We start from the raw sequence: 25,157 nt of genomic DNA on the forward strand, positions 1-25,157 counted from the left end.
GTGCCGTAGCCGACGCCGCGCGCCCACCAGGGATGACGGGACAGCCCTTAGGCGGTCGCCGGCAGGCGCAGGGTGGCCAGGACCGGGAGGTGGTCGGTGGCCGCCCGCAGGTCGGCCGGCTCCACCCCGGGCAGCCCCGTGGGAACCCCGCAGGACAGGACCTCCACGCCCGGCGAGGCGAAGACCGCGTCGATGCGCCGGTCCGGGGCCGCCGCCGGGAAGGTGCGCTCGCCGCCCCACGGTGCCACCGTCCAGCAGTCGCGGAGGGTCTCGGAGAGGCGGGTGAAGGCCGGCCCGCCCGGGGTCTCGTTCAGGTCCCCCGCGACGATCGCGTACGGCGCGTCGAGGGCGGCGGTCCGGTCCGCGAGGAGGGCCGCCTGGGCCGCCCGCTCCGTCCGGTCCAGCGACAGGTGGGTGCTGACCACCCCGACCCGGGCCGCCCCGAAGCGGACCACCGCCGTGGCGAAGCCGCGCCGGTGTTGTCCGGGGGTGAGCGGGAGCAGGACGTCCTCGGTGCGCTCCACGAAGGCCCGGAGCGAGCACAGCAGCAGCGGTCCGGCCGCCGTCGCACCCCCGGTCAGGACGACGAGGTCGGTCTTGGCGGCGATGCGGGCGGCGTGCTTGCGCCACCGGAAGAAGCGCGGGGCCTCCTGGACGAAGACGAGGTCGGGCGCGCAGGCCCGGATCACCCGGGCCAGGGCCTCCTCGTCGTCGCGCAGGGAGCGGACGTTGTAGCTGAGCACCCGGATCACGGCTGAACCGTCCGGCTCTGTAACAGACTTGGGCAGCATGCTCCGCAACATACGCAGCCGCCCGCCGCTCCCCCAAGGGGCGCGACGGGCGGTTCGCGACGAAGCGGGAGCGGTCGGCTCAGCCCTGGCGGGCCAGGTCCGCGGCGCCCACGAGCCCGGCCTTGCCGCCGAGTTGGGCGGCGAGCACCTGCGCGTGCGGACGCCAGGCGCCGCCGATCAGCCAGCGCTTGAAGGACTTGCGGATCGGGTCGAGGACGAGGTCGCCCTCGTCGGAGACCCCGCCGCCGACGATGAACGCCGACGGGTCGAACAGGGACGCCAGGTCGGCGAGGCCCGCGCCGGCCCAACGGGCCAGTTCGCGGAAGGAGTCCACGGCGACGAGGTCGCCCTGGCGGGCGGCCGCGCTGATGTGCTTGCCCTCGATGCCCTCGGGGGTGCCGTCGCCGAGGGCGAGCAGGATCTTCGCGTTCTCGGGGGTGGCGTTGGCGCGCTGCTTCGCGTACCGGACGAGGGCGCGCCCGGAGGCGTACTGCTCCCAGCATCCCTGGCTGCCGCACCCGCACAGCAGGCCGTCGGGGACGACCCGGATGTGGCCGAACTCGGCGGCCACGCCGAAGCGTCCGCGCCGCAGCTTGTTGCCGATGATGATGCCGCCGCCCAGGCCCGTGCCGAGCGTGATGCAGATGACGTCCTCGTGGCCCTGGCCGGCGCCGAAGCGGTATTCGCCCCAGGCCGCGCAGTTCGCGTCGTTCTCCACGACCACGGGCAGGCCGATGCGCTGCTCGACCTTGTCCTTGAGCGGCTCGTGCCGCCAGTCGATGTTGGGCGCGAAGAGCACGGTGGCGCGCTTGTCGTCCACGTACCCGGCGGCGCCGATGCCGACGGCGTCGATGGTGTGGTTGCTGCTGACCTCGGAGACGGCGGAGCAGATCGCGTCCGTCACCCCGTCCGCGGTCGGCGGGGTGGGCACCTTGTACGTCTCAAGGATGGTGCCCTCTTCGTCGACCACGCCGGCCGCGATCTTCGTGCCGCCGATGTCGACGCCGATGGTGAGTCCCATTAGTCCCTCGGTTTCCGGTCAAACCCCGCCACGGCCCACCGTACCCGAGGCGACGGAGGATCAGTCGAGATCGATCCGCTCCGCCGGGCCGGTGTCCGGGCCGTCCTCGCCGTCGTCACCCTCGTCGGCGTCGCGGTCGGCCGCGTGGCCGGGCCGGCGGGGGGCGGTCGCGTCCTCGCGGGTCCAACGGTGCTCGTGGCCCTCCACGGCCGTCCGGTAGGCGGCGAGGAGTTCCGATCCGGCGGCCGCGAGGTGGTCGAAGACCTCGGGGTTGCGCTCGATGACGGGCTTGGCGGCGTCCTTGGCCTGGTTGACGAACTGGCGTACGGCGCCCTGCGCGGCGACCCCGAGCAGCGGGGTGTTCAGGGAGGAGACCTTGTCCGCGACGGCCTCGAAGAGCTTGAACAGCTCCTCGGTGGCCGTTCCGGTTCCCCGGCCCGTACCCGCTCCGGCGGCCCGGTCCCGGGCCCTGCGGCGTTCCCGTTCGGCGGCCAGGTCTTCGGCGCAGGCCTTCGCCCAGGCGTCGTCGTCGGTGGGGTGTTCGCTGCCCTCGCTCATCGCGGATTCTCCTTGCGGGGCGTACGGTTCGGCCACCTTCGACCTTACCCGAACGGTGGTACGCGGTTCAGTGCGCGGGCCACAGCCGGGGGTCCGGGGTGAAGCGGACGCGGAGCACGCCGTCGGCGAGGGCGGCGCCCGAGACGGTGCAGCGGCGCAGCGCGGAGGGCAGGGAAACGATCCTCCGGTACGGGCCGGCCGCGAGCAGCAGTTCGTCCCCGCGCCGGACCAGGTCCAGCTCGGCCTTGTGGGCGCGGGGCAGCGGGACGGCCCAGACCAGCACCCCGTCCTCGGCGCGGCGATCCTCGACGGCCCAGGGGGCGACGCCGGGACCTTCGACGGGGGCCGGGAGGAGAAGTTCCTCCAGGTCGGCGGGGTCCTCGGGGTCCCGGCCGAGGTGGGCGAGCCGGGCGATCGGGATCAGGGGGAAGGTCTCCTCCCACTGCGCGAGGCACTTCTCCTGGCGGGCGGCGATCCCGGCCGCCCAGGGGTCGGCGGAGCCCTGCGGCGCGAGCCGGTTGGCGACGAGGGACTCGATGCCGAGCCGGTGCAGGGCCAGACCGAGGGCGCCGGTGCGCAGGGCGGCGTCGGCGGCGGGGCCCGGTTCGGCGACGAGGCGGATCCGGGTGGTGGGGGCCTCGACGACGGCCTGGACGGCGGCCAGCTCGCGGTCCCACCGACCGGCGGCCTCGTAGAGCCACTGGGCGGGCATGGGAACCCCGGCGAGCTGGGCCAGTACGGGGCGCAGGGCGCGGGCGGCCTGCCGTTCGGCGGGGAGCAGGCGGGCGAGGTAGCGGCGCAGCTGGGCGGGGAGGGCGAGGGTGGTCACCGCCTGGTGCAGCGGGGGCATGTCCACGACCACGAGGTCGGTGTCCGGGCTCTCCGCGGCCCGGCGCAGGGCGCGCAGCAGGGCGAACTGTTCGGCGCCGGGCAGTTCGGTGAGTTCCTCGGCGCCGAGGGGGCGTCCGCCGAGCATGCCGATGAGGGAGGCGCCGCGTTCCTGGAGGGCGGCGACCTCGGTACGGAACTCCTCGCCGGAGTCGACGCGGGCGAGGCGGACCCCGTCGGGGAGGCCGGGGCGGGGGTCCTCGGCGGTGACCAGCAGTACCCGTTGCCCGGCGCGGGCGGCCGCGGCGGCGGTGGCGAGGGCGACGGTGGTCCGCCCCGCCCCTCCGGGGCCGGTGATCAGCAGGGTCTGCGGCATGGGGGGCGCTCCCGAGGTCGTGCGGGGCACTGCGCCGCGCTCCCCCGAACGCTACCGGCCGGCCCGACGTCCCCCGGCGAGAGCGTCAGACGGTGGATTCGACGCGCTTCTTCAGGCCCGCCAAGGCGCGGTCGATGATGACCTTCTCCGCCTTGCGCTTGATCATCCCGAGCATCGGGATCTTGACGTCGACGGTCAGCGAGTAGGTGACCTCGGTACGCCCGCCGGGCAGCGCGGCCAGGCGGTAGGAGCCGTCCAGCTGCCGCAGCATCTGGGACTTGTCCAGGGTCCAGCTGACCTCGTCCGCGCCGGTCCAGCTGTACGCGAGCGTGTGGTCGTCCTTGATCGCGCCCGCGTCCAGCAGCAGCCGGACCTTGGCGGCGCGGCCCTCGGCGTCAGTGGCCAGCACCTCGGCCTCCTTCACCTCGCCGGTCCAGTCGGGGTAGCGGGCGAAGTCGGCGATCACGGCCATGACGGCGGCCGGCGCGGCCTCGATCGTGATGCTAGAGCTGGTGTGTTCCGCCATCGCGGTCGCTCCTCCGAGCTGGGGAACCTCCCAGCGGCAGCTGGGGGAGTTCGACAAGTGTGCGGGTGGCCTCCCGGCCGCCGCGTGAAGGCTACCGCGCGTGCGGGTGCCGCCACTCCAGGGCCCACGGCCTGCCGGTCGCGGCGAAGTGCCCGACGTTCACGCACTCCGTGCCGCCGATCCGCATGCGCCGGGCCAGCGGCTGGTGGACGTGCCCGAACAGGGCGTAGCGGGGCCGGGTCCGCCTGATCGCCGCGAGGAGCGCCTCGCTCCCCCGTTCGAAGCGACGGGCGACCGTGTCGTAGCAGAGCTCGGGGACCTCGGGCGGGATGTGCGAGCAGAGCACGTCGACCTCGCCGAGCGCCTCCACCTTCGCCGCGTACTCCTCCTCGTCCACCTCGTAGGGCGTGCGCATGGGCGAGGGCAGGCCGCCTCCGACGAAGCCGAAGACCCGGCCGCCGATCTCGACGCGCTGGCCGTCCAGGACGGTGGTGCCCGGTCCCGCGTACTCCTGCCACAGGCCCGGGACGTCGACGTTGCCGTAGGTGGCGTACGTGGGAGTGGGGAACGCGGCGAACATCCGGGCGTACTGGCGCCGCACCGCTTCCTCGATCAGGCGCTCCCTGTCCAGCCCGTCCCACAACCGGCGGCCGAAATCGCGCGCTTCGGCAAAGCGGCGGGCCGTGCGCAGTTCGACGATCCGATCGGCGTTCTCCACGCCGAACAGTTCGGGGAAGATGCCGCGCGAGTGGTCGGCGTAGTCGAGGAACAGCACCAGGTCACCCAGGCACAGGAGGGCGTCGGCTCCGTCTCCGGCGCGGGCGAGCGCCTCGGTGTTGCCGTGGACGTCGCTGACGACGTGGATGCGCGTACGAGTCTGCCTGCCGGACATGCCGCCACCCTAGGGGCGACGCGCCCCGGCGGGTAGGGGGACCGCCGCAGCCCGTCGGACCTGCGGTTACTTCCGAGTCTCGAAGGGGGTCGACTAAGGTCGGCAGCGCGGTCGCGGGCCTCGTGATCGGGGGGCGACGTCCGGCGATGTACAGAATGTGACGCACGGAACATCTGACCGGTTCCCTCTATCCGGAACCCACTACCGGTGGGTAACGTCCGGTCGGTCCACACGTGGCGATGGCGCCCAGAGGAGCAGCAGTCTTGCGCGAGTTCAGCCTTCCGGCCCTGTACGAGGTCCCGTCGGACGGGAACCTGACGGATCTCATCCGCCGCAACGCCGCCCAGCATCCCGACACCGCCGTCATGAGCCGCAAGGTCGACGGCCGGTGGCAGGACGTGACCGCGACCGAGTTCCTCTCCGAGGTCCGCGCCGCCGCCAAGGGGTTGATCGCCTCCGGCGTCGAGCCCGGCGACCGTGTCGCCCTGATCTCGCGCACCCGCTACGAGTGGGTGCTGTTCGACTTCGCGATCTGGAGCGCGGGCGGGGTCACCGTCCCCGTCTACGAGACCAGCTCCCTGGAGCAGATCCAGTGGATCCTCGGCGACTCCGGCGCCGTCGCGGTCGTCGTGGAGAGCCCGGCACACCACGCGAACGTGGCCGCCCTGCGCGATCGGCTGCCGGAGCTGCGCGAGGTCTGGGAGATCGAGCAGGGGGCGCTGGAGTCCCTCAAGACGGCGGGCTCCGCGGTCACCGACGAGGAACTGGAGCGGCGCAGCTCGCTGGCCAACGCCGACGACGCCGCCACCATCGTCTACACCTCGGGCACCACCGGCCGCCCCAAGGGCTGCGTGCTGACCCACCGCAACTTCTTCGCCGAGTGCGGGAACGTGGTGGAGCGCCTGAGCCCGCTCTTCCGCACCGGCGAGTGTTCCGTCCTGCTGTTCCTCCCGGCCGCGCACGTCTTCGGACGCCTGGTGGAGGTGGCGGCCGTACTGGCGCCGATCCGCCTGGGCTGCGTACCGGACATCAAGAACCTCACCGACGAGCTGCAGTCCTTCCGCCCCACGCTGATCCTCGGCGTGCCGCGCGTCTTCGAGAAGGTCTACAACTCGGCGCGGGCCAAGGCCCAGGCCGACGGCAAGGGCAAGATCTTCGACGCCGCCGCCGAGACGGCGATCGCGTACAGCCGGGCCCTCGACACTCCGGGCGGCCCGTCCTTGGGGCTGCGGCTCAAGCACCGGCTGTTCACGAAGCTGGTCTACCGCAAGCTGCACGCGGTCCTCGGCGGACGCGGCGAGTACGCGATCTCCGGCGGCGCCCCGCTGGGCGAGCGCCTCGGTCACTTCTTCCGCGGCATCGGCTTCACCGTGCTGGAGGGCTACGGCCTCACCGAGTCCTGCGCCGCCACGGCATTCAACCCGTGGGACAAGCAGAAGATCGGCACGGTCGGTCAGCCGCTGCCCGGCTCCGTGGTGCGCATCGCCGACGACGGCGAGGTGCTGCTGCACGGCGAGCACGTCTTCAAGGGGTACTGGAAGAACGAGAGCGCCACCGCCGAGGCGCTGACCGACGGCTGGTTCCACACCGGCGACGTCGGCACCCTCGACGAGGACGGCTACCTCGCGATCACCGGCCGCAAGAAGGAGATCATCGTCACGGCGGGCGGCAAGAACGTGGCGCCCGCGGTGATCGAGGACCGCATCCGTGCCCACGCGCTGATCGCGGAGTGCATGGTCGTCGGCGACGCGCGGCCGTTCGTGGCCGCGCTGGTCACCATCGACGAGGAGTTCCTCGGCCGTTGGGCCGCGGAGAACGGGAAGCCGGCCGGGGTGAGCGCGGTCGAGCTGCGCGACGACGCCGACCTGCTCGCCGCCGTCCAGAAGGCCGTGGACGACGGCAACGCGGCGGTTTCCAAGGCGGAATCGGTGCGGAAGTTCCGCATTCTCGGCTCCCAGTTCACGGAGGAGTCGGGGCACATCACGCCTTCGCTGAAGCTCAAGCGGAATGTGGTGGCGAAGGACTTCGCGGACGAGATCGACGCCCTCTACCGGGGCTGAGCCGAAAGAGACGGCCTAGCGGGGGTCCTCCGCGAGGATGCGCTGCATGTTCCGCTCGGCGAGGGCCGTGATGGTCACGAAGGGGTTCACGCCGAGCGAGCCGGGGACCAGGGATCCGTCGACCACGTACAGACCCTGGTAGCCCTTGGCCCGGCCGTAGAGGTCGGTGGCCTCGCCCAGGACGCAGCCGCCCAGCGGGTGGTAGGTGAAGTTGTCGGCGAAGGGCTTGTTGTCGCCGAAGAGGTCGTAGCGGTAGATCGTGACGTTGCGGCGGTTGATCCGGTCGAACAGGTTCTTCGCGGCCTGCACCGCCGGGGCGTTCTGGCTCCGGGTCCACTGCAGGCGCGCCGAGTCGGTGGCCGCGTCGTAGGTGAAATGCCCGCGCTCCGGGTTCCTGGTGATGGCCAGGTACATCGAGATCCAGTGTTCGAACCCCATGGGCAGCGGGGCGATCTCGGCGAAGACGGGGTTGGCGGCGTTGTCCCAGTCGTCGATGCCGAGGGCGGGCATGGTCGCCTGGTTGGCGCCGACGGTGTCCCACAGGTGGTTGGCGCGGGCGGTCATGACGTTGCCGTTGGGGCCCCAGTTCAGGCCCACCCTCTCGTTCAGCGCGGGCAGGGTGCCCGTCTCGCGGGCCCGCACCAGGATCTCGGAGGTGCCGAGGCTGCCGGCGCCGAGGAAGAGCTGCTTGCAGCCGAGTTCACGGACCTGGGTGACCTTGCCGGTCAGGTCGCTGGTCCGGACGGTGACCACGTACCCGCCGGCCGGGTCGGGCCGCACGGCCACCACCCGCTGCATGGTCTCGATGGTGACGTTGCCGGTGCCGATCGCGGCGGCGAGGTAGGTCTTGTCCACGCTCTTCTTGCCGTGGTTGTTGCCGTAGATGACCTCGCCCGCGAGCGCGGACTTCGTGGCGGTGCCGGCGGCCTCGCGCTTCATGTACTCGAAGTCGTAGACGTTGGGGACGAAGGTGGTCTTCAGGCCGGTGTTCTGGGCGTGCTTGCGGGAGATCCGGGCGAAGCGGTACCACTCCGTGGACTCGAACCAGGCCGGGTCGATCGTGTTGACCCCGAGCATGGCGCGGGCCCGCGGGTAGAAGGTTTCGTACATCTCGGCGGCGTCGACCTGCGGCAGCACCTCGGAGAAGTACGAGCGCCTCGGGGTGGGCGCCATACCACCGTTGACCAGGGACCCGCCGCCCACGCCGCGGCCCACGTACACGGACATGTCCCCGTAGTTCACCCGGTCCAGGACGCCGGGGTACGGGCTGATGTCGCGGTTGACCACGTCCAGCCAGAGGAACTGGGCGAGGGGGGCCTCGGTCCGGTTGCGGAACCACATGGAGCGCTGGTCGGGCGCGGAGGTGGAGGGAAAGACCTTGCCGTCGGACCCGGGCGTGTCCCACAGCCGCCCCATCTCCAGGACGACCGTACGCACCCCCGCCTGCCCGAGGCGCAGCGCGGCGACGGCCGAGCCGTAGCCGGAGCCGACCACGATCGCCGGGGCGTACTGCGCGGCCACGGGCTCCACGGCGGCCGCGGAGGAGAGCCCGATGCGGGTGAAGCCGAGCGCCGCGGCGGTCTGGAGCGCGGTGACGCCGAGGAAGTGACGGCGCGTCAGTTTGGGTGTCATGGCGGCATGATGAGCGCGATCGCGCCAACCGGCCAGACGCGGTGACGCCATTCATCGCAGGGACAGTCAGGCGTGGCGCCCGGCCCCGCGGGCCCCGCGCGGGCAGGGCGCGGACCGGTGTCCGCGCTGCCGGACGCCCGCCGGCGCGATCCCGCCGGCCCGGTCCCGCCGGCGCGGCTACAGCAGCTCGCGCAGCCGCTCCGCCAGGAGGTCCCAGCGCCACTTCTCCTCGACCCAGGCACGACCCCGGGCTCCCATGCGGGCGCGCAGTTCCGGGTCCAGCAGCAGGGCCGTGATCCGGTCGGCGGCCTCATCGGGGGCGCCGCCCCGCACGACCCAGCCGGTCTCCCCGTCCAGCACCGCGTCCGGGGCTCCGCCGGAGTCCCCCGCGACCACGGGCAGGCCCGTCGCGGAGGCCTCCAGGTAGACGATCCCGAGCCCCTCGACGTCCAGGCCGCCCCGCCGGGTCCGGCACGGCATCGCGAAGACGTCCCCGGCGCCGTAGTGGGCCGGGAGTTCCGACCACGGGACGGCGCCGGTGAAGACCACCGAGTCCGCGACCCCGGTACGGGCGGCCAGCGCGCGCAGGTCCGCCTCGTACGGCCCGCCGCCCACGATCAGCAGCGCGGTGTCGGGCACGGCGGCCAGGATCCGGGGCATCGCCTCGATCAGGGTGTCCTGGCCCTTGCGCGGCACCAGCCGGGACACGCACACCACCACGGGCCGCTCGGCGAGCCCGAGCCGGGCCCGGACCAGCGCGCCGCCCGAGCCGGGGTGGAAGGTCTTCTCGTCGACCCCGGGCGGGAGTTGGGTCATCCGCGCCGCCGCCCGGTCGGTGACGGCCGAGGCGATCCGCGAGCGCGTGTACTCGCCCAGGTAGGTCAGGGTGTCGGTGCCCTCGCCGATCCGCCGCAGCAACTGCCTCGCGGCCGGCAGCTGCGCCCAGCCCGCCTCGTGCCCGTGGGTGGTGGCGACCAGGCGCCGCGCTCCCGCCCGGCGCAGGGCCGGTCCCATCAGGCCGAGCGGGGCCGCCGCCCCGAACCAGACGGACTCGCAGCCGTGTTCGCGCAGCAGGGACACCGCGCGGCGGGTCACCCGGGGGGTCGGCAGGAGCATCGTCGTCCGGTCGCGCACCACCGTGAAGGGCTGCTCGGCGTCGAAGGCGGCGGTGGCCTCGCGGCCCTCCGCGCCGCGCTTCCAGGTGGAGGCGTAGACGACGACCTTCTCGGGGTCGAGCCGCAACGCCATGTTGTGCAGGAAGGCCTGGATGCCGCCCGGGCGCGGCGGGAAGTCGTTGGTCACGATCAGCGTCTTGTGCATCGCTGCCAACGTACCGGACCCGCTCAGCGCAGTCGGTCCCGCAGGGCCGCCCGCCAGTCCCGGGTGAGGGTGGGCAGGTCCACGCCGAGGGCCGCCTCCAGGGCGGTCGGGAGCGGCTCGCGGCCCGCGCGTTCGTACAGCGTCCGCAGGGCCGGCTCGCCCCAGCGGTCCGCGATGAGCCGGCAGGCCAGCCAGGCGCCCTCGTACGCCCGCCCCAGCCCCTCGGGGTCGCCGCCGAAGGCGAAGGTGGCGCCGTCGGGGAGCGCGCCGGGCAGCTCACCGCGCCGTACGGCCCGGGTGAGGGTGGGCGCGGCCTCGGCCGGGGTGAGGGCGCTCCCCCGGTACGCCACCCAGTCGGCGAAGCCCTCGGACAGCCACTGCGGGGTCTTGGCCGAGGTGGCGGCGCGGGTGGCGACGTGGGCGCTCTCGTGGGTCAGGACGATCCGCCGGCCGGCCTCGCTCAGCCCCTGGTAGCCCTCCGGGTTGACCACGATCCGGTCGGCGGGGGCGGGGCCGCGGCCGGTCTCGCCGGTGGTGACGGCGCCCATCCCCCGGTAGGTGTCGGCGGGCCGGCCCAGCAGGGCGGCCATCGCGTCCAGGGAGCCGGGGACCAGCACGACCACCCGGCGGGCCCACGGCCCCGGCCAGGCCGCGGCGACGGCGGGCACCGCCCGGTCTGCCTCGCGGCCCACCGCGGCCAGGGTGCCGGCGCTCTGGCCGACGCCGAGCACGAGGGAGGCCGTACCCCGCACGACGGCCGGCTCGCCCTGGTCCCAGAGCTGCGGCGGCGCCCCCGGGGCGGGCCGGTCGGCGGTGACCTTCCAGGCGGGGCCGTCCCGGGTCAGCTCCACGTCGCGGGCGGATCCGGTGGGGGCGGGGTCGTAGCCGGCGAGGCGGTAGCGCAGCCGGGCGCGGACGAGGGCCCGTACGCCGTCCCGCCGGACGGAGTCGACCTCGTAGGACCAGCCTTCGAGGGGGATCCCGGCGAGCCGGGCCGGCGGGGCCGCGGACCAGTCGGCGACGGCCCGTCGCACCTCACGCTCGGCGGCGTCCGGCCCCGGTGCGGGGGCCGGGGCGCAGGACGCGAGCAGGACGCACAGCACGCCCGTCAGGAGCGGCGGGAGGCGCCGCGCGCGCCGGACCGGATGCATCGGCCGATCGTACGCGGCCGGCGGGCGTCCGCCGTCAGGGTCGAGTGACCGAGGAGACCGGCATCATCCCGACCGGGTCGTAGCGCACCCGGGCTCCCGGGTACGGGGCGTGCACCACCTGGCCGTTGCCGACGTACATGCCGACGTGACTGGCGTCCGACCGGTAGGTCACCAGGTCCCCGGGCTGGGCCTGGGAGAGCGGCACCTGCCGGCCCGCGTGCCGCTGGGCCTGCGAGGTGCGCGGCAGGGAGACCCCGGCCTGCCGGTAGGACCACACCATCAGCCCCGAGCAGTCGAAGCCGGAGGGGCCGGTGGAGCCCCAGACGTACGGCTTGCCGACCGCGGCCCGGGCCGCCATCACCGCGGTCATGGCCCGCCCGGAGGCCCGGCCACCGCCGCCGCCCGCGAAGGCGGACTCCGTGAGGTCCGGGAGCCCGCCGGCCCGCCCGCCGGAGCGCGAGGCCCGCTCGAAGTCGGCCCGCTCCCCCGAGGGCATCGCGTTGAGCAGCCGGCGGGCCTCGGCGAGCTTCGCCGTGACGGACCGCTTGTGCCGGGCCACCTCGGCGCGCAGGACTTCGAGTTCACCGAGCTTGCGGCCGGCCTCCTCGCGCTGCTGGCCGATCCGGCGCTGCTCCTCGCGCAGTTCGCCGAGCTGCTGGGCCTGGCGTCCGCTGAGCCGAGTCAGCACGGCGGCCTTGTCGAGGTAGTCGCGGGGGTCCTCGGAGAGCATCAGCTCGACGGTGGGGTCGAGGCCTCCGGAGCGGTACTGGGCCCCGGCGAAGGTGCCGAGCACCCCGCGCATGGTGTTGATCCGCTCCTGGCCCCGGGCCACCTCGTCCTGGGCGCGGCCGATGTCCCCGCGCAGCCGGTCGGACTTCTCGCCCGCCTCGTTGAACCGCTCGGTGGCCTGCTCGGCCTCCTCGAAGAGCCGGTCGACCTGGGCGCGGGCGCTGCCGGCGGGTTCGTGCGGGAGCTCGGGGGCCGCGAGGGCCGGTGCTCCCGTCATGGCCACGGCCGCGGTGGCCGCGGCGGCGGTGAAGACGGTGACCTTGGTGTTCCGGTCGAGGCCGGTGAGGCCGGTACGGCGATGGGACGCCACGTGGAACCGCTCCCTTCCGCTGCGCGGTACCCGGGTCCGCCCTCCGTGGGCGGCCGTGTGCCGGGTTGCGCGCTGGCAGACAGTAGCCGCGTCGGCACACGCCGACCAACGACCTCCGGGGTGCACGCACAGTGACGCCCCACCGGAGACGCAGGTCACCGGTGGGGCGTGAGGTCACAGCGGGGCCACGCAATTCGCCCGGATGGGCGGCGTGCGGCGCGTTGCCCCGGGCGGGCGGACGGGTGGGTCAGTTGACGCGGACGCCGAACTGGAACGGCATGTTCCGCATGGCCTCGTACTTGACGCCGCCCCGGGGGTTGGAGGCGTGGAAGACCTGGCCGTTGCCCGCGTAGAGGCCGACGTGGTGCAGGTCGTCGTAGAAGAAGACCAGGTCACCGGGCTGGAGCTGGCTCATGCCGATGCGCGTGCCGTCGTTGACCTGGGTGTAGGTGGTGCGGCTGATCTGGACGCCGGCCTGCGCGTAGGCCCACTGCGCCAGGCTCGAACAGTCCCAGTACGCCATGCCCGTGGAGCCCATGTTGTACCCCTTGCCCTCCTGCGTCAGCGCGGCGGCGAGGGCGTCAGCGGCCCGCCCCGAACCCTTGACGGGCTTGGTGGTGGTGCCCCCGCCGGCGGCCTTGGCGGCGTCCTGGCCCTCCTTGGCCTCCTGGCTCTTCAGCTGACCGCGCTCCTCGGCGGTCAGCGAGTTCAGGACGGCCTGGGCGTCGGCGAGCTTGGCCTGCGAGGTCTTCTTCTTCTCGGCCAGCTCCTTGCGGGTGGCGTCGAGGTCGGCGAGCTTGGTGGCGGCCTCCGCGCGCTGCTGCGCCAGGCTGCGCTGCTTGGCCTGGATCTTGGATATGGCCTCGACCTGCTTGCCGCTCAACTGCTGGAGCGCGGAGGAGTTGTCGAGGTAGCTCTCGGGGTCCTCGGAGAGCAACAGCGTCATGGACTGGTCGAGGCCGCCGCCGCGGTACTGGGCCGTCGCCATCGAACCGAGCGTGTTGCGCAGGTCGTTGAGGTCGGCCTGACCGCGCGCGACCTGGTCCTGGAGCTGTCCGATCTCCTTTTCGAGCTTGTCCTGCCGATCCTTGGCCGCATTGGCCTTCTCACCGGCCTGTTCGGACTCCTCGTAGTAGGCGTCGACCTGCGCCTTGGCCTCGTCCTTGGTGGGCTTCTCCGGCGCGGCCATGGCCGATTGGGTGGAAAGGGCGACGGCCGCGGTGGCGAGGGCGGTGAGGACGCTCACGCGGGTGCGGGTCGGCGGCTTGGGTCGACGGTGGGACGCCACGAACGCGAGCTCCTTCTTCTGGAGCCGCCGAAGGACGGTCGCACACTCGGCAGCGCGCCTCCGCCGACACCCCGAATGGGTGAACGACCGTACGAAGGTTTGAACAGACCCTAGTGACCCGCCCGTGATCAGTTCAAATCCCCGGAGGCAAAAATCCGCTCTCCGACCGGCTTCTTCACATTCGCCGCACGCTCCGTGCCGGGCAGTTGACGCAACGTTCCCTCCGTGCGCCCCTAAATCCGGCATTGAGGACGGCAGTTGCACGGAGGGACAGAAGGCCCAGGGACTACGAAACCCGGGCGAGCCTCTTCAGCAGCAGCGCGGAGGTCACCGGGCGGGCACCCACCTTCGCCACCCCGTCGGCCACCTCGCGGTCGGTGGAGACCACGACCACGGGCCGGCCCGGCGGTTCGGCCCGCACCAACTGGCGGATCAGCTCGTCCGCCGTCACGCCGGCCTTGGAGAACAGCACCCGCACCCCGCGCGGCGGCGCGAGCAGCACCGGCGCCGCCAGCTCGGCCCCGTCGAAGACACAGGTCATCTCCGCGCCCGTCTGCGCGGCCAACATCGACAGCCCGCCGAGCAGCCGCAGCCGCTGCTTCTCCAGCGGCATCGTCGGATAGCCGGTCTTCGTCACGTTGTAGCCGTCGATCACCAAATGGGCCTGGGGCAGCGCCAACAACTGGTCCAGCAGGGCCGGATCGGTCTCCGACAGGGCCCGCGCCGCGATGTCCTTCGGGGTCATCCGGCCCGGCTCCACCGCCTCCACCGTGTCCGCGGGCCGCGTCGAGACCGGCGGGAGCGCCAGTTCGCGGCGCAGACCCGCCGCCGCGTCCAGCACGGTGTCCAGCAGCAGCCGCAGCCGCATGTCCTCGATGCTGCGCCCCTCACGGGTGGACCGGCGCGAGGTCTCCAACGCCGACTCCACCTCCGCGAGGCGGGACTTGAGCCGCCGGGACTCGCTCTCGGCGGAGGCCACCTGCGCGGCGGCCTCCCCGCGGATCCCGTCGATCTCGGCGTTGACCTTGCGCAGGGCCGCCTCGCCCCGCTTGACGTCGCTCAAGGCGCTGCGGAGCTTGCGGTGAAGCGATTCCGCTTCCTTGCGGGCGGCGTCCAGCTCGGCGCGCACCTGCTCACCGCCGGAACGCTGGACGTCGCGCAGCTGGGCCAGCTCCTCGCGCAGCCGTGCCAGCTCCCGCCGGGTCTCGTCGCCCACCCGCTCGGCGTCGGCGCGCTGCGCCTCCTCGCCGGCGGCGGCCACGAGCTTGACCCAGCCGGCCGGACGCAGCACGTACGCGGCGGCGGCCACGTCCAGCGGGTCGGCGGCGGCGGGCGGGGCGCCCGTCTCCAGGGCGCCCGCCAGCTCGGGCTGGCCCTCGCGCAGCTTCTCCGCGACCCGGCCGCGGAAGACCCCGTCGACCTCCACGGCCGCGGCCATGGCGTTGCCGGCGAACTTGGCGCGCCGGCTCGGCGTGAAACGGGCGTACTGCCGCAGCTGCGCCGGGAGGTCCGCGACCGTCAGTCCGCCGAAGGCGTCCGATACGAGCGCGACGACCCGGCGCCGCACGCCTTCCGGCAGCGGGCGGTCGAGGACCTCCGCGGCGTCGCCGGCCGCGTCGGCCGGCTCAGCGCCGCTTGCTGGCTCCACAATCCGTCACCCCTACCGTGATCTACTGTGGGCCGGGCTCCGTCAGGAGTCCGCGCCCGGCCTGTCCACGAGTTCGATCTGGTCCACCGCGTTGCACCAGCGGCAGCGGACCGACTCGATGGTCTCACTGACCACCTCGCGTTCCTCGACCTTCGGCTCCCCGGCGAGGTCCAAGTGGACGTACTCCACGACCTTCGACGAACGGGTGACGTCGAACCGCGTGAGGTTGCCGCACAGCGTGCAGCGCCACCGGGTGGTGTCGGTCGGCAGGGGAACCGTCATCAGGCCGCTCTCTCCTTCGTAGCTCATTCAATTAAAGCGGTCCGCGGAGGATCGCGGACCGCAGCTCGTAACCCTACGGCCTGGCACCACCCTCAGGGGGGTCCACCTGCGTCATGCTCGGTTGCATGATCGTAAAGTGGCGCACCCTGCGCGAGGCCGCCCGGGGCCCGGTGGTCACGTACGCCCTGATCGCGAGCTGCTGCCTGGTCTTCGTCATGAGCCCGGCATCCGGCCTGAATCCGACCTACGGCACCGGCGATCGGCTGCTGGTCACCGGCACGGAGTACTTCCGGCACTGGGGGGTGGTCCCCGACGAGCTGTTCTCCGGCGCCGGCCGCCCCCTGCTGACCCCGCTGACCGCGCTCTTCGTCCACGGCAGCTGGCTGCACCTGCTCGGGAACATGCTCTTCCTCCACGTCTTCGGCGCGATGGCGGAGGAGCGGATGGGGCGGGCGCCGTTCCTCGTGTTCTACGTCTGTACGGGATACCTCGCGCTGGCGGCGTACGCGGCGGCCAACGCCTCCTCGGACCAGACCCTGGTCGGCGCGTCCGGAGCCATCTCGGCGGTGCTCGGGGCCTTCCTCTGCCTCTTCCCCAAGGCCCGGGTGACGAGCCTCTTCCCGTTCCTGCTGTTCCTGCCGCTGCGCTTCCCCGCCTGGATCGTGCTGATGTTCTGGTTCGGGTTGCAGTGGCTGGCCGCGCACCGCGCGGGGAGCGGGCCGGGGGTGGCCTACCTGGCCCACGTGGTGGGCTTCTCGGTGGGGTTCCTGTACGCGTGGGCTCGATATCGGCGTACGACTAGAGTGAGACGACCAGTGACTGCCAGCGAGGGAGACATCCAACCGTGATCACCGCGATCGTGCTCATCAAGACCAGCGTGGACCGCATCCCCGAGATCGCCGAGTCCATCGCGCAGCTGGAAAGCGTCAGCGAGGTCTACTCCGTCACCGGTACGTACGACCTGATCGCCCTGGTCCGCGTCGCGCGCCACGAGAACCTCGCGGACATCATCCCGGGCAGCATCAGCAAGATCCCGGGCGTGGAGGCCACGGACACGCACGTGGCGTTCCGCACCTACTCCCAGCACGACCTGGAAGCGGCCTTCGCCATCGGTCTGGACGCCTGAGCCCCCGCCTTCCCCCTCACAGCCCCGGCAGGCTCTCCCCCCGGCCGGGGCCCGCGCCCCTCGCGGAGCCGGAAGCGACAACCGCGCAGGTGGTCGGCCAAGTCCCCGTCGATGTGGGCCACGTACGCACGTGCCGCGCCGGCGGCCTCCCGCTCTTCGGGGCGCCGCGACACCGACCACACCCGGTCCAGCCGAACGGCCCACTCGCGCACCGCGCCCCGCTCGCGCCACCAGTCACGGACCAGCTCCGGGGTCCGGTGCGCGTCGCCGTCGCAGGCGTACCCCCCGTACGGGTCTTGGGCTGCCGCGCCCATCACCGCGAGGGCCTCGGCCCGGTCGCGGGGCCGGCGGTGGACGAACTCCGCTGGAGCGATGGTCATGTCAGACGGCGGGGACGCAGCGGCCCTCTTCGGTGCGGTACTGCCACTGGGCGCCGTCCGCGACGAGTTCCTTGACCGCCCGCAGGAAGCGCTCGACGTGCTCGTCGGGGGTGCCGGCGCCGAAGCTCACGCGGATCGCGTTCAGCGAGCGCTCGCCCGGGGCCGCCTCGGGCGCTCCGCACTCGCCCGGCTCCTGCGGCTCGCTGCCGAGGAGGGTGCGGACGAGGGGGTGCGCGCAGAAGAGGCCGTCGCGGACGCCGATGCCGTACTCGGCGGACAGCGCGGCGGCGAAGTGGGAGCTGTTCCAGCCGTCGACCACGAAGGAGATGACGCCGACGCGCGGCGCGTCGTCCCCGAAGAGGGACAGCACGCGCACGGCCGGGACCTCGGCGAGGCCCGCGCGCACCTCGGCGATGAGCCGGTTCTCACGGGCGACCAGGTTCTCGAACCCGGCCTCCTTCAGGGCGCGGCAGGCGGAGGCGATGGAGTAGACGCCGATGACGTTCGGGGAGCCGGCCTCGTGACGGGCGGCGGTGGTGTGCCACTCGACTTCGACGCCGCCGTCCTCGCGACGGGCCACCTTGCGGGAGGCGCCGCCCCCGGCCAGGTACGGCTCGGCCTGCTGGAGCCAGTCGGCGCGGCCGGCGAGGACGCCGGAGCCAAAGGGCGCGTACAGCTTGTGTCCCGAGAAGGCGATCCAGTCGACGTCCAGCTCGCGCACGGAGACGGCGTGGTGGGGGGCCAACTGGGCGGCGTCCAGGACGATCCGCGCGCCGTGGGCGTGCGCGGCGGCGGTCAGCTCCTTGACCGGCCACAGTTCGCCGGTGACGTTGGAGGCGCCGGTGACGCAGACCAGCGCCGGCCCGTACGGCTCACGGTCGGCGAGCGCCCGCTCCAGCGTGGCCACGGCCTCGGCCGGGGTGCGGGGGGCGTTGAGGTAGGTGACCCGGGCGTCGGTCCACGGCAGGAGCGAGGCGTGGTGCTCGGTCTCGAAGACGAAGACCTGGCAGTCGGCCGGCAGCGCGGCGGCGAGCAGGTTCAGCGAGTCGGTCGTGGACCGGGTGAAGACCACCTGGTCGGAGGGCCGGCAGTCGAGGAACTCGGCGACCGTGACACGGCTCTGCTCGAAGAGGTCGGTGGACAGCTGCGAGAGGTAGCCGGCGCCGCGGTGGACGCTGCCGTAGTACGGGGCGTACGCGGCGACGTCGTCCCAGACCCGCTGGAGGGCCGGCGCGCTGGCCGCGTAGTCGAGGGCGGCGTAGGTGACCTCGCCACCGGTGACGAGCGGGACGGTGACGTCACGGCCGAGGACCGCCAGCGGCTCGGCACAGGCGGGGTCGGCGGCGGTCACGGGGGCGGCGGCGGCGTTCAGGGTCGTGGACATGGCGGTATCTCCCGGCGGGGCAGAGGGGAATGGCTTCGGTGTGCCCGTACGCGGGTACGACGGCTCGACGGCCGGACGGCGTACGGGAATTGCCTCGGAATGGTGTGGGGGTACACGAAAGTGACCCTGATCCGAGGGTTGAAGAAGGGGCTGGGAGCCCTATCGCATTCGCTTGCTCACGGAAAACGCTCCTCGAGAGACCAGGACCCCTGGTGTTCGAGGGATCCGCGCTTGCCGTAGACCTCACTGCCTACGGCCTGGTCATCACCCGGGGCACCCCGCCACGGAAGGAGGGTTGCCGGACAGCAAGCCGGGGCCTAAACGCTGTCACTCGTGACCTGCCGAGAATCCTGCCACAAGATCGGCGGAGCGCAAGACCCCGGTCCACGATGTGGACCGGGGTCTTCGTCCGCGCGGCGCCGCCGGCCGCCGGGGCCGGAGACGGCCTACCGCTGGGTGGCGGCCACCCAGCGCTCCAGCGCCGCCTGTGCGGAACCCGAGTCGATGGATTCCGCCGCCCGGACGACGCCCGCCGCGAGCTGCTCCTCCAGCGAGCCCGCGCCCGGGTCCAGCGCCACGAGGGCCGCCGCCGAGTTCAGCAGGACGGCGTCCCGGACGGGCCCGGTTTCGCCCGCCAGCAGGCGGAGGGCGACGTCCGCGTTGTACGAGGCGTCCTCGCCGCGCAGCCGCGACACGTCCACGAGCGGGATCCCGATGTCGCGCGGGTCGAACGGCAGCTCCGTCACAGTGCCCTCGCGGACCCACCACACCGTCGAGGTGGCGGTGGTGGTCAGCTCGTCCATGCCGTCGTCGCCGCGGAAGACCAGCGCCGAGGAGCCCCGCTCGGCGAGCACCCCCGCCACGATCGGGGCGACCCGGGCGTCGGCCACGCCGGTGGCCTGGGCGCGCACCTTGGCCGGGTTGGTCAACGGGCCGAGGAAGTTGAAGGTGGTCCGGATGCCCAACTCCTTGCGGGCCGCGGCCACGTGCCGCAGCGCCGGGTGGAACTTCACCGCGAAGCAGAAGGTGATGCCCGCCTCCTCGGCGACCTCGACCACCCGTGCGGGGGTGAGGTTCAGATTGACGCCGAGCTTCTCCAGGATGTCCGAGGAACCGCTCGCGGAGGACGCGGCCCGGTTCCCGTGCTTGACGACCTTGGCACCCGTTCCGGCCACCACGAGGGCGGACATCGTGGAGATGTTGACCGTCTTCGCGCCGTCCCCGCCGGTTCCGACGATGTCCACCGTGCGGCCCGGGACCTCGATCAGGTTGGCGTGTTCGTACATGGCGCGCACCATGCCGTTGATCTCCGCGACGGTCTCCCCCTTGGCCCGCAGCGCGACCGCGAAACCGGCGATCTGGGCGTCCGTGGCCTCGCCCCGCATGATCCGGTCCATGGCCCAGGCGGTGTCGTCCGCGCCGAGGTCCCGACCGGTCAGCAGCGCGTCGAGGAGGGCCGGCCAGCCACGGGCCGCCACGCTGTCGCCGCCTGTCGGGGTCACAACGTTCATGGTCCGCTCCTGCTGCTGGTTGAAAATTCCGCGCCGATGGGGGGCGGCCCCCAGCCTATCCAGCCCGGGAGACGCGGAGGGTCCCGTCCCAGGACCCGGACGGGCGCGGACGGCGACGCGGGGCGCCCCGCGCCGCCGTCCGGGTGTTCCCGGGCCCGCGCTCGGCGTCAGCGCGCCCGCACCGTGAGCGGCATCGTCAGCGCGCCTCCACCCTCATCGGCAGCGGCCCGGAGGTCAGACTCATCTGGGGCCGCGGCACGACGCGCGTGCCCGGCAACGGCCGCAGCCGCCAGCGGGAGGAGACGGCCGCCAGGGCGAGCGTGGCCTCCGTCATCCCGAAGACGTCGCCGATGCACTTGCGGCTCCCCCCGCCGAACGGCAGGTAGGCGCCCCGGGCCACGTCCTTGGCCCGCTCGGGGAGCCAGCGGTCCGGGTCGAACCGCTCCGGGTCGGAGAAGAGACCGGGCAGCCGGTGCAGAACGTACGGGCTGATCAGGATGTCGTCGCCCGGCCGGAGTTCCAGGCCCCCCAACTCCGTGGCCACGGTCGTGGTCCGGGTGTAGAGCCAGGCGGGCGGGTACAGCCGCAGCGTCTCGGTGAAGACCCGCTGCGCGTATCCCAGGGCCGGCAGGTCCGCGTAGACCGGTGGCCGCGCCCCCAGCACCCGGTCCACTTCGGCGTGCAGCCGCGACTCCACCTCGCGGTTCTGCCCGAGTAGGTGGAACGCCCAGGTCAGCGCGCTGGCCGTGGTCTCGATGCCGGCGAGCAGCAAGGTCATCACCTGGTCGTGGACCTCTTGGTCGGAGAGCCGTCCGCCCCCGGCCGGATCCTCGGCCGCCAGCAGCGCCGACAGCAGGTCCCCCCGGTCCTCCCCCTTCCTGCGGTACTCCTCGACGATCCTGTTGATCAGCCGGTGCATGCCCCGCAGGGCCCGCGCGTACTGCCGGTTGGCCGCGGTCGGGAGCCTGCCGACGAGCCCGGTCGGGTCGACGGCGTTGCGGTACGCCCCGCGCACGATGACCGGGAGTCCGTGCTGGATCGCGGCGACGGCCCGCGGGGCGATGTCCGTGGAGAACAGGGCCCGTGCCGTGACGCGCGCGGTGAGGGCCTGTGCCACCTCGCTCACGTCGACGACCTGTCCCGCCCTCCACCGGTCGGCCTGCGCCCGGACCTCCTCCTGCATGACCTCCGCGTACGCGGCGATCCGCGCGGTGTGGAAGGCGGGCTGGACCAGCCGGCGCTGCCGGCGGTGGTCCGCCCAGTCCGAGGTGATCAGTCCGTTGCCCAGGATGGGACGGGCCTTGTCCTTGACCGGTCCGCCCGTGTCGTAGACGCGCGCGTTGACCAGCACCTGCTGGACGAGGTCGGGGTGGCAGGGAAGGAAGGCCCTGTTGGGTCCGATCCGCAGTTCGACGAGGTCCGCTCCGTCTGCCAGCGAGGACAGGAAGCGCAGCGGATCCCTGCCCATGCGCAGGGCGTGGCCCAGCAGGGGGATCGCCCCGGGCGCCGTGGCCACCTGCCAGGTGCGGGGCGGCGACGTGTTCTCGGCGGTCCTCATACCGTGTCGTCCTCACGGGTTGTGCCGCGCGGTTCGCACAGCATGGGCAGGGGCCCTGGTTCGAGCGTGGCCTTCGGCTGGGGCCGCAGTTCGGTGCCGGGCACCGGACGCAGCCGCCAACGGCCCGCGATCGTGGCGGTGATGAGCGTCGTCTCGGCCAGTGCCAGGACGTCGCCGATGCACTTGTGGCTACCGGCTCCGAAGGGCAACAGCGCGCCGCGCGGTACCTGCGCGGCGCGGTCACCGAGCCAGCGTTCCGGATCGAAGCGCTCCGGGTCGGGGAAGAGCCGCGGGTCGTGGTGGAGGGCGTAGGAGCTGTACAGGACCATCGTGTCCGCGGGGATGTCACGGTCCCCGATCCTGGTGTCCTCGGCCGTGACCCGGGTCGACAGCCAGGACGGCGGGTACAGCCGCAGCGCCTCGGTGATCACTCCACGGGTGTACTCCAGGCGGGGGAGGTCCGCGAAGGCGGCCGGCCGTCCCTCCAGCACCCGGTCGATCTCGGCGTGCGTCCGCTCCTCCGCCTCGGGGTGCCGGCCGAGCAGGTGGAAGACGAAGGCGAGGGTCGAGGCCGTCGTCTCGCTGCCGGCCACCAGGAAGGTCACGACCTGGTCGAGCACCTCGGCGTCGGTCAACCGCTCCCCCGTGTCCGGCCGCTCGACCGCCAGCAGGATGGAGAGCAGGTCGGTGCCGCCGGCCGGCCGGCCCCGTCGCTGCGTGATCATCTCTTCCACGATCTGCCGGAGCCTGTGGTTGGACCGGTCGTAGTGGCGGTTGCCGGGGGTGGGCAGCTTCTCCATGAGGCCCAGCGGCGCGACGGTCCGTTTGTAGATCCCCCGGGACACGGTCCGCAGGCATTCCCGGGCCTCGTCGGTGGTCCGTTCGTCCAGCCCGGTGGAGAACAGGGTCCGGGCGGCGACCCGCATCAGGAGGACGTGCATGGCGTCGGAGACGTCCAGCGTCCGCCCCGCCCGCCACGTTTCGATGACCCGGGCGGTGTCGGCGGCGACGGTGTCGGTGTACTCGGCGATCCGGGCCGGCTGGAAGGCGGGCTGGATCAGCCGTCGCTGCCGGCGGTGCTCCTCGCCGCGGGAGACCGAGAGGCTGTTGCCGAGGAGTTGGCGCGCCTTGTCGAACACCCCGCCCTTGTCGAACCGGCGGGGGTTGAGCAGGACGGTGCGGACCAACTCGGGGTCGCAGGCGAGGTAGGCCCGTCTCGGCCCGAGCCGCAGTTCCACGAGGTCGCCGTGGGCGGGCAGGGAGGCGAGGAAGCCGAGGGGGTCCTTCCAGAGCGCGAGGGTGTGCCCGAGCAGGGGAAGCGCGCCGGGGGCGGTGGCCACCGTCCAGGCCCGTTCGGGTGCTTCGGCGGTACGGGACCGGGCCGCCGTGTCTTCGCCCCTCACCGGATGCGGGAGTTGACGCTGTTGACGGCCGCCTTGTAGCGCTTGTTGCCGGTGGTCCAGACGAAGTTGCCGTAGATGAGGTCCAGCATGATGTCCCGCGTGACCGGATCGAAGGTCTTGATGCAGCGGACGTCCTCCTCGATGTCCGCCAGGCGGGCGTCGAAGAAGGCCTGGAATTCCTCGTCGTCACCGACGTCGCAGAGCAGGAAGCAATTGGTGACCTGCCCGAGGGCGACTTCCCGATCGTAGGAATAGAAGTCGTTGACTATCGCCAGGCCGCGCGTGGTCATCCGTGCGGCGAGACCGGTCTTGGCATGCTCCGAGAAGGGCGCGTGGCCATATATCTGGTACGACATCTTCATCCAGAAGTCCACCCCCACATCGGTGACCCTGAACCGGAAGTACTGTTCCGGCGACGTCGCGCAGAGCGCCTTCTTGGTATCGGAATCGCGGAACATGTTGTCGCTGACGACGAAAGCCCGTGCGGCCTCATAGGCGAACCAGGCGTCCTGTTCCGTGTAGTACTTCTCGCATATGCGGCGGATCTGTGGGAGAAAGGCGTCGAAATCGTGGAGGGCGGGGTCCATGTCGTCCCACACGAAGGTGACGCAGTTGAGGATGCAGACCGCTTTGAAGGCTTCCATGTCCTTGATGTGCCGGGCGCTCTGCGACCATCGGACGACGTCCATGTACGAGATCCAGCGCTCGTCCGAGATGGTCTTGCCGAGCGGCGCCACCGCCTCGTTGCAGGCGTCGATGACCTCGCGCAGCTCTTGGGCGGAGAGCGGGCACATCCGGGGCGCGGAGGGGAAGTCCCGGGTGAAGACCTCCTGGAAGCGCCGGGTGCTCGCCTCCCAGCGGGGCATCATGCCGGCGGTCGCGTTCACGGGCGTGCTTGCGGTCGTCACGAGTTCCTCACAGTGGCCGTCACGGCGATGTCCGCCAGGACACGGATCGCCTGGGGGGTGAACGGGGATGCCTCCAGGGCCCGGACGGCCCGGTCACGGCGGTCCGTGATCATGCGCTCCACCGCCGGCCGGGCGCCCGTGGCGGCGAACACGGACCGGATCTCCTCGCCGCCCGCCTCGTCGAGGTCCGGTTGGCCGACGAGGGCGCGCAGCCGGGCGGCCTGCCGCGGGTTCGCGGCGCCCAGAGCGAGGGCGAGGAGGGTGGTGCGCTTGCCCTCGCGCAGGTCGTCGAGCCGGGACTTGCCGGTGACGCGGGGGTCTCCGTAGACGCCGAGCAGGTCGTCGCGGAGCTGGAAGGCCTCGCCCAGCGGAAGGGCGTAGCGAGTGAAGGCGTCCATGGCCTCCGCGCCGCCGCCGGCCAGGGCGGCCCCGATGTGCAGGGGGCGTTCGATGGTGTACTTCGCGGTCTTGAAGCGGTTGACCTGGAGGGTCGCCTGCACGTCGGAGGTCAGTTCTCCGGTGGCACACAGGTCCAGGTACTGCCCGAGCATCAGCTCGGTGCGCATCTCGGCCACGAGGGGCAGGACTGCGAGCGACTGGTCGCGCGTCATGTGGCCGCCGAGGAGCAGTTCGTCCGACCACACCAGGGCGAGGTCCCCGAGGAGGATCGCGGCGTTCTCCCCGAACCGCTCGCACCGGCCGGGTTCCTCGGGGGCCGGGTGGCGGTCCGCCAGGGCCCGGTGGACGGTGGGCCGGCCGCGCCGGGTGGCGCTGCGGTCCATCACGTCGTCGTGTATCAGGGCGAAGGAGTGGAACAGCTCCAGGCAGGCGGCGACGCGCAGGAGCACGTCACGGTCGCCGGTCCCTCCGACGGCCAGCCAGCCGACCGCGCAGAGCAGGGGCCTCAGACGTTTGCCTTCTGCAATGAATTCGCGGAGCATGTCCGTCAGGTCGCGTAATTCGGAGTGCTCTGTCGCGATCTTCTTGGCGGTGAAGAATTCTTCGAGGACCGCGTCGACCTCCTGTCGGACCTCATACACGCCCATGCCGGTTTCGAGTGTTGTCGGCATCGTGATGGGAATGACCCCTCTCGTGTCTTCGGCCGTGGGCGCGGACGCGGACGCAGCGGAATTCCGGACACAGGTGTGCCGTAAGGCCCGCGCAGGCGGCGAAGAGTTATGTCGGCCGTGCGGGGGATGCACCACCGAGACTTTTCCAGGAACGCCGGAAGCGTCCCTGCATCACACTGGCATCGCGTCTCCCCCGAGACGCCAGTGACCCCGTTCGTTCCACTCTAACCACACTTTTGATCATCCCGGAAGAGAATTCGACCGGACCCGTGCGGTCATGAATGGAATTCAAGCCACCCTTAATAAGCTTTGAGCCGTTCTTCCAGCCGCGGACGCGATCGGGCG

Annotated in this window: 22 protein-coding genes and 1 riboswitch; of the genes, 3 read left to right on the forward strand and 19 right to left on the reverse strand. The window is 72.5% G+C overall.

The genetic code is table 11. The features are described 5' to 3' along the window. Nucleotides 1-47 precede the first annotated feature (47 nt). The 6 genes from ACIOD1_RS19870 to ACIOD1_RS19895 all read right to left on the reverse strand — a co-directional run bounded on the left by ACIOD1_RS19870 (nt 48) and on the right by ACIOD1_RS19895 (nt 4,992). Nucleotides 48-803 carry an endonuclease/exonuclease/phosphatase family protein gene (locus ACIOD1_RS19870; RefSeq protein ID WP_401903620.1) on the reverse strand — a complete coding sequence of 252 codons (756 nt, stop codon included), beginning with the start codon at nt 801-803 and terminating at the stop codon, nt 48-50. A gap of 67 nt (nt 804-870) precedes the next feature. Next, a complete protein-coding gene (locus ACIOD1_RS19875) occupies nt 871-1,812 on the reverse strand; it encodes an ROK family glucokinase (RefSeq protein WP_365613634.1) in 942 nt (313 codons plus the stop codon). Between the two features lie 60 nt (nt 1,813-1,872). Beyond that, complete coding sequence (locus ACIOD1_RS19880) at nt 1,873-2,370, reverse strand: DUF5304 family protein (RefSeq protein ID WP_401903622.1); 498 nt, start codon at nt 2,368-2,370, stop codon at nt 1,873-1,875. Between the two features lie 67 nt (nt 2,371-2,437). Continuing rightward, nucleotides 2,438-3,574, reverse strand: coding sequence for an ArsA family ATPase (locus ACIOD1_RS19885; protein ID WP_401903623.1), 1,137 nt, complete (start codon nt 3,572-3,574; stop codon nt 2,438-2,440). Nucleotides 3,575-3,659: 85 nt separating this feature from the next. Beyond that, nucleotides 3,660-4,100, reverse strand: coding sequence for an SRPBCC family protein (locus ACIOD1_RS19890; protein ID WP_365613640.1), 441 nt, complete (start codon nt 4,098-4,100; stop codon nt 3,660-3,662). 91 nt (nt 4,101-4,191) lie between these two features. Then, nucleotides 4,192-4,992, reverse strand: a complete 801-nt coding sequence (locus ACIOD1_RS19895; RefSeq protein ID WP_401903625.1) for a metallophosphoesterase — start codon at nt 4,990-4,992, stop codon at nt 4,192-4,194. Nucleotides 4,993-5,255: 263 nt separating this feature from the next. Between ACIOD1_RS19895 and ACIOD1_RS19900 the strand changes: the two genes are divergently transcribed. Beyond that, nucleotides 5,256-7,052, forward strand: coding sequence for an AMP-dependent synthetase/ligase (locus tag ACIOD1_RS19900; RefSeq protein WP_365613645.1), 1,797 nt, complete (start codon nt 5,256-5,258; stop codon nt 7,050-7,052). 15 nt (nt 7,053-7,067) lie between these two features. Here ACIOD1_RS19900 and ACIOD1_RS19905 read toward each other — a convergent pair whose 3' ends face one another. From ACIOD1_RS19905 to ACIOD1_RS19935, 7 genes are all read right to left on the reverse strand, one after another. Then, nucleotides 7,068-8,684, reverse strand: a complete 1,617-nt coding sequence (locus ACIOD1_RS19905; RefSeq protein WP_401903627.1) for a GMC oxidoreductase — start codon at nt 8,682-8,684, stop codon at nt 7,068-7,070. Nucleotides 8,685-8,861: 177 nt separating this feature from the next. Then, on the reverse strand, nt 8,862-10,004 hold the full coding sequence (locus tag ACIOD1_RS19910) for a glycosyltransferase family 4 protein (RefSeq protein WP_401903629.1): 1,143 nt from the start codon (nt 10,002-10,004) through the stop codon (nt 8,862-8,864). A 23-nt stretch (nt 10,005-10,027) separates the two neighbouring features. Further along, on the reverse strand, nt 10,028-11,155 hold the full coding sequence (locus ACIOD1_RS19915) for a hypothetical protein (RefSeq protein ID WP_401903631.1): 1,128 nt from the start codon (nt 11,153-11,155) through the stop codon (nt 10,028-10,030). A 34-nt stretch (nt 11,156-11,189) separates the two neighbouring features. After that, nucleotides 11,190-12,254 (reverse strand): NlpC/P60 family protein, encoded by a 1,065-nt coding sequence (locus ACIOD1_RS19920; protein ID WP_365613657.1) that lies wholly within the window; start codon nt 12,252-12,254, stop codon nt 11,190-11,192. Nucleotides 12,255-12,501: 247 nt separating this feature from the next. After that, complete coding sequence (locus ACIOD1_RS19925) at nt 12,502-13,542, reverse strand: NlpC/P60 family protein (protein ID WP_401903634.1); 1,041 nt, start codon at nt 13,540-13,542, stop codon at nt 12,502-12,504. Between the two features lie 286 nt (nt 13,543-13,828). Beyond that, nucleotides 13,829-15,193 (reverse strand): NYN domain-containing protein, encoded by a 1,365-nt coding sequence (locus tag ACIOD1_RS19930; RefSeq protein ID WP_365614976.1) that lies wholly within the window; start codon nt 15,191-15,193, stop codon nt 13,829-13,831. 39 nt (nt 15,194-15,232) lie between these two features. Beyond that, nucleotides 15,233-15,472, reverse strand: coding sequence for a hypothetical protein (locus tag ACIOD1_RS19935; protein ID WP_249771655.1), 240 nt, complete (start codon nt 15,470-15,472; stop codon nt 15,233-15,235). 125 nt (nt 15,473-15,597) lie between these two features. Between ACIOD1_RS19935 and ACIOD1_RS19940 the strand changes: the two genes are divergently transcribed. Further along, entirely contained in the window at nt 15,598-16,320 is a 723-nt protein-coding gene (locus tag ACIOD1_RS19940) for a rhomboid family intramembrane serine protease (protein WP_401903636.1), read from the forward strand. Next, complete coding sequence (locus tag ACIOD1_RS19945; protein WP_365613666.1) at nt 16,317-16,598, forward strand: Lrp/AsnC ligand binding domain-containing protein; 282 nt, start codon at nt 16,317-16,319, stop codon at nt 16,596-16,598. The genes ACIOD1_RS19940 and ACIOD1_RS19945 overlap by 4 nt, the downstream gene beginning before the upstream one ends. 381 nt (nt 16,599-16,979) lie before the next feature. On the opposite strand, the gene ACIOD1_RS19950 is transcribed toward ACIOD1_RS19945, so the two are convergent. The 6 genes from ACIOD1_RS19950 to ACIOD1_RS19975 all read right to left on the reverse strand — a co-directional run bounded on the left by ACIOD1_RS19950 (nt 16,980) and on the right by ACIOD1_RS19975 (nt 24,788). After that, nucleotides 16,980-18,362 (reverse strand): aminotransferase class V-fold PLP-dependent enzyme, encoded by a 1,383-nt coding sequence (locus tag ACIOD1_RS19950; protein WP_365613668.1) that lies wholly within the window; start codon nt 18,360-18,362, stop codon nt 16,980-16,982. 222 nt (nt 18,363-18,584) lie between these two features. Then, a riboswitch (SAM riboswitch) is annotated at nt 18,585-18,701 on the reverse strand. Between the two features lie 107 nt (nt 18,702-18,808). Then, nucleotides 18,809-19,873: an anthranilate phosphoribosyltransferase gene (gene trpD, locus ACIOD1_RS19955; protein ID WP_401903639.1), complete on the reverse strand. Its 1,065-nt coding sequence runs from the start codon at nt 19,871-19,873 to the stop codon at nt 18,809-18,811. Between the two features lie 196 nt (nt 19,874-20,069). Beyond that, entirely contained in the window at nt 20,070-21,431 is a 1,362-nt protein-coding gene (locus tag ACIOD1_RS19960) for a cytochrome P450 (RefSeq protein WP_401903641.1), read from the reverse strand. Beyond that, nucleotides 21,428-22,834: a cytochrome P450 gene (locus tag ACIOD1_RS19965; protein WP_401903643.1), complete on the reverse strand. Its 1,407-nt coding sequence runs from the start codon at nt 22,832-22,834 to the stop codon at nt 21,428-21,430. Before ACIOD1_RS19965 ends, ACIOD1_RS19960 begins: the two co-directional genes overlap by 4 nt. Next, nucleotides 22,831-23,742 carry a hypothetical protein gene (locus ACIOD1_RS19970; RefSeq protein WP_401903646.1) on the reverse strand — a complete coding sequence of 304 codons (912 nt, stop codon included), beginning with the start codon at nt 23,740-23,742 and terminating at the stop codon, nt 22,831-22,833. The genes ACIOD1_RS19965 and ACIOD1_RS19970 overlap by 4 nt, the downstream gene beginning before the upstream one ends. Continuing rightward, complete coding sequence (locus ACIOD1_RS19975) at nt 23,739-24,788, reverse strand: polyprenyl synthetase family protein (protein WP_401903648.1); 1,050 nt, start codon at nt 24,786-24,788, stop codon at nt 23,739-23,741. Before ACIOD1_RS19975 ends, ACIOD1_RS19970 begins: the two co-directional genes overlap by 4 nt. Nucleotides 24,789-25,157: the final 369 nt, after the last annotated feature.

This window comes from Streptomyces sp. NPDC088097 (assembly GCF_044741845.1).
Lineage (GTDB): Bacteria > Actinomycetota > Actinomycetes > Streptomycetales > Streptomycetaceae > Streptomyces.

What these genes read in the sequence shown, in the direction of transcription:
- ACIOD1_RS19870 (WP_401903620.1), bottom strand. Translation starts at nt 803, where the DNA reads ATGTTGCGGAGCATGCTGCCCAAGTCTGTTACAGAGCCGGACGGTTCA.
- ACIOD1_RS19875 (WP_365613634.1), bottom strand. Translation starts at nt 1,812, where the DNA reads ATGGGACTCACCATCGGCGTCGACATCGGCGGCACGAAGATCGCGGCC.
- ACIOD1_RS19880 (WP_401903622.1), bottom strand. Translation starts at nt 2,370, where the DNA reads ATGAGCGAGGGCAGCGAACACCCCACCGACGACGACGCCTGGGCGAAG.
- ACIOD1_RS19885 (WP_401903623.1), bottom strand. Translation starts at nt 3,574, where the DNA reads ATGCCGCAGACCCTGCTGATCACCGGCCCCGGAGGGGCGGGGCGGACC.
- ACIOD1_RS19890 (WP_365613640.1), bottom strand. Translation starts at nt 4,100, where the DNA reads ATGGCGGAACACACCAGCTCTAGCATCACGATCGAGGCCGCGCCGGCC.
- ACIOD1_RS19895 (WP_401903625.1), bottom strand. Translation starts at nt 4,992, where the DNA reads ATGTCCGGCAGGCAGACTCGTACGCGCATCCACGTCGTCAGCGACGTC.
- ACIOD1_RS19905 (WP_401903627.1), bottom strand. Translation starts at nt 8,684, where the DNA reads ATGACACCCAAACTGACGCGCCGTCACTTCCTCGGCGTCACCGCGCTC.
- ACIOD1_RS19910 (WP_401903629.1), bottom strand. Translation starts at nt 10,004, where the DNA reads ATGCACAAGACGCTGATCGTGACCAACGACTTCCCGCCGCGCCCGGGC.
- ACIOD1_RS19915 (WP_401903631.1), bottom strand. Translation starts at nt 11,155, where the DNA reads ATGCATCCGGTCCGGCGCGCGCGGCGCCTCCCGCCGCTCCTGACGGGC.
- ACIOD1_RS19935 (WP_249771655.1), bottom strand. Translation starts at nt 15,472, where the DNA reads ATGACGGTTCCCCTGCCGACCGACACCACCCGGTGGCGCTGCACGCTG.
- ACIOD1_RS19940 (WP_401903636.1), top strand. Translation starts at nt 15,598, where the DNA reads ATGATCGTAAAGTGGCGCACCCTGCGCGAGGCCGCCCGGGGCCCGGTG.
- ACIOD1_RS19950 (WP_365613668.1), bottom strand. Translation starts at nt 18,362, where the DNA reads ATGTCCACGACCCTGAACGCCGCCGCCGCCCCCGTGACCGCCGCCGAC.
- trpD (WP_401903639.1), bottom strand. Translation starts at nt 19,873, where the DNA reads ATGAACGTTGTGACCCCGACAGGCGGCGACAGCGTGGCGGCCCGTGGC.
- ACIOD1_RS19960 (WP_401903641.1), bottom strand. Translation starts at nt 21,431, where the DNA reads ATGAGGACCGCCGAGAACACGTCGCCGCCCCGCACCTGGCAGGTGGCC.
- ACIOD1_RS19975 (WP_401903648.1), bottom strand. Translation starts at nt 24,788, where the DNA reads ATGGGCGTGTATGAGGTCCGACAGGAGGTCGACGCGGTCCTCGAAGAA.